The sequence below is a fragment of the Staphylococcus sp. HMSC069D12 genome, assembly GCF_001810405.1.
GTDB lineage: Bacteria > Bacillota > Bacilli > Staphylococcales > Staphylococcaceae > Staphylococcus > Staphylococcus haemolyticus.
The window spans coordinates 1-3193 of sequence record NZ_KV801112.1 but is presented as its reverse complement, the minus strand read 5'-3'; the positions used below and the strand labels follow the sequence as shown (position 1 = coordinate 3193).

At 49.1% G+C, this 3193-nt stretch carries 2 rRNA genes; both read left to right on the top strand.

Annotated features, from left to right (window positions below):
* Positions 1-84: 84 nt before the first annotated feature.
* Positions 85-3006: ribosomal RNA gene (locus HMPREF2737_RS08505) — 23S ribosomal RNA — on the top strand.
* A 71-nt stretch (positions 3007-3077) separates the two neighbouring features.
* Positions 3078-3192, top strand: a 5S ribosomal RNA gene (rrf, locus tag HMPREF2737_RS08500).
* The last annotated feature ends 1 nt before the right edge of the window (position 3193 follow it).

Here is a 3193-nt window from a genome sequence, read left to right as displayed (position 1 = left end):
CAGTTTACTTTTGTAAATGAGCATTTAAATGAATGAAAACGAAGCAATTTGAGAACGATTGACTAAAAGTTTGGTGGAAACATAGATTAAGTTATTAAGGGCGCACGGTGGATGCCTTGGCACTAGAAGCCGACGAAGGACGTTACTAACGACGATATGCTTTGGGTAGCTGTAAGTAAGCGTTGATCCAGAGATTTCCGAATGGGGGAACCCAACACGAGTTATGTCGTGTTATCGACAAGTGAATTCATAGCTTGTCAGAAGGCAGACCCGGAGAACTGAAACATCTTAGTACCCGGAGGAAGAGAAAGAAAAATCGATTCCCTGAGTAGCGGCGAGCGAAACGGGAAGAGCCCAAACCAATAAGCTTGCTTATTGGGGTTGTAGGACACTCTATACGGAGTTACAAAGGAATATGTTAGACGAATCATCTGGAAAGTTGAATCAAAGAAGGTAATAATCCTGTAGTTGAAAATATATTCTCTCTTGAGTGGATCCTGAGTACGACGGAGCACGTGAAATTCCGTCGGAATCTGGGAGGACCATCTCCTAAGGCTAAATACTCTCTAGTGACCGATAGTGAACCAGTACCGTGAGGGAAAGGTGAAAAGTACCCCGGAAGGGGAGTGAAAGAGAACTTGAAACCGTGTGCTTACAAGTAGTCAGAGCCCGTTAATGGGTGATGGCGTGCCTTTTGTAGAATGAACCGGCGAGTTACGATCTGATGCAAGGTTAAGCAGGAAATGTGGAGCCGTAGCGAAAGCGAGTCTGAATAGGGCGTTGAGTATTTGGTCGTAGACCCGAAACCAGGTGATCTACCCATGGTCAGGTTGAAGTTCAGGTAACACTGAATGGAGGACCGAACCGACTTACGTTGAAAAGTGAGCGGATGAACTGTGGGTAGCGGAGAAATTCCAATCGAACTTGGAGATAGCTGGTTCTCTCCGAAATAGCTTTAGGGCTAGCCTCAAGTGATGATTATTGGAGGTAGAGCACTGTTTGGACGAGGGGCCCCTCTCGGGTTACCGAATTCAGACAAACTCCGAATGCCAATTAATTTAACTTGGGAGTCAGAACATGGGTGATAAGGTCCGTGTTCGAAAGGGAAACAGCCCAGACCACCAGCTAAGGTCCCAAAATATATGTTAAGTGGAAAAGGATGTGGCGTTGCCCAGACAACTAGGATGTTGGCTTAGAAGCAGCCATCATTTAAAGAGTGCGTAATAGCTCACTAGTCGAGTGACACTGCGCCGAAAATGTACCGGGGCTAAACATATTACCGAAGCTGTGGATTGTCCGTAGGACAATGGTAGGAGAGCGTTCTAAGGGCGTTGAAGCATGATCGCAAGGACATGTGGAGCGCTTAGAAGTGAGAATGCCGGTGTGAGTAGCGAAAGACGGGTGAGAATCCCGTCCACCGATTGACTAAGGTTTCCAGAGGAAGGCTCGTCCGCTCTGGGTTAGTCGGGTCCTAAGCTGAGGCCGACAGGCGTAGGCGATGGATAACAGGTTGATATTCCTGTACCACCTAGCATCGTTTTAATCGATGGGGGGACGCAGTAGGATAGGCGAAGCGTACGATTGGATTGTACGTCTAAGCAGTGAGATTGAGTGTTAGGCAAATCCGGCACTCTTAAGATTGAGCTGTGATGGGGAGAGGAAATTGTTTCCTCGAGTCGTTGATTTCACACTGCCGAGAAAAGCCTCTAGATAGATAATAGGTGCCCGTACCGCAAACCGACACAGGTAGTCAAGATGAGAATTCTAAGGTGAGCGAGCGAACTCTCGTTAAGGAACTCGGCAAAATGACCCCGTAACTTCGGGAGAAGGGGTGCTCTTTAGGGTGCAAGCCCAGAAGAGCCGCAGTGAATAGGCCCAAGCGACTGTTTATCAAAAACACAGGTCTCTGCTAAACCGTAAGGTGATGTATAGGGGCTGACGCCTGCCCGGTGCTGGAAGGTTAAGAGGAGTGGTTAGCTTCTGCGAAGCTACGAATCGAAGCCCCAGTAAACGGCGGCCGTAACTATAACGGTCCTAAGGTAGCGAAATTCCTTGTCGGGTAAGTTCCGACCCGCACGAAAGGCGTAACGATTTGGGCACTGTCTCAACGAGAGACTCGGTGAAATCATAGTACCTGTGAAGATGCAGGTTACCCGCGACAGGACGGAAAGACCCCGTGGAGCTTTACTGTAGCCTGATATTGAAATTCGGCACAGCTTGTACAGGATAGGTAGGAGCCTTTGAAACGTGAGCGCTAGCTTACGTGGAGGCGCTGGTGGGATACTACCCTAGCTGTGTTGGCTTTCTAACCCGCACCACTTATCGTGGTGGGAGACAGTGTCAGGCGGGCAGTTTGACTGGGGCGGTCGCCTCCTAAAAGGTAACGGAGGCGCTCAAAGGTTCCCTCAGAATGGTTGGAAATCATTCATAGAGTGTAAAGGCATAAGGGAGCTTGACTGCGAGACCTACAAGTCGAGCAGGGTCGAAAGACGGACTTAGTGATCCGGTGGTTCCGCATGGAAGGGCCATCGCTCAACGGATAAAAGCTACCCCGGGGATAACAGGCTTATCTCCCCCAAGAGTTCACATCGACGGGGAGGTTTGGCACCTCGATGTCGGCTCATCGCATCCTGGGGCTGTAGTCGGTCCCAAGGGTTGGGCTGTTCGCCCATTAAAGCGGTACGCGAGCTGGGTTCAGAACGTCGTGAGACAGTTCGGTCCCTATCCGTCGTGGGCGTAGGAAATTTGAGAGGAGCTGTCCTTAGTACGAGAGGACCGGGATGGACATACCTCTGGTGTACCAGTTGTCGTGCCAACGGCATAGCTGGGTAGCTATGTATGGACGGGATAAGTGCTGAAAGCATCTAAGCATGAAGCCCCCCTCAAGATGAGATTTCCCAACTTCGGTTATAAGATCCCTCAAAGATGATGAGGTTAATAGGTTCGAGGTGGAAGCGTGGTGACACGTGGAGCTGACGAATACTAATCGATCGAAGACTTAATCAATTTATTTCAATGTTTTGCGAAGCAAAATCATTTACTTACTATCTAGTTTTGAATGTATAATCATTCTCTTGTCTGGTGACAATGGCAAGGAGGTCACACCTGTTCCCATGCCGAACACAGAAGTTAAGCTCCTTAGCGCCGATGGTAGTTGGATTTACGTTCCGCTAGAGTAGGACGTTGCCAGGCA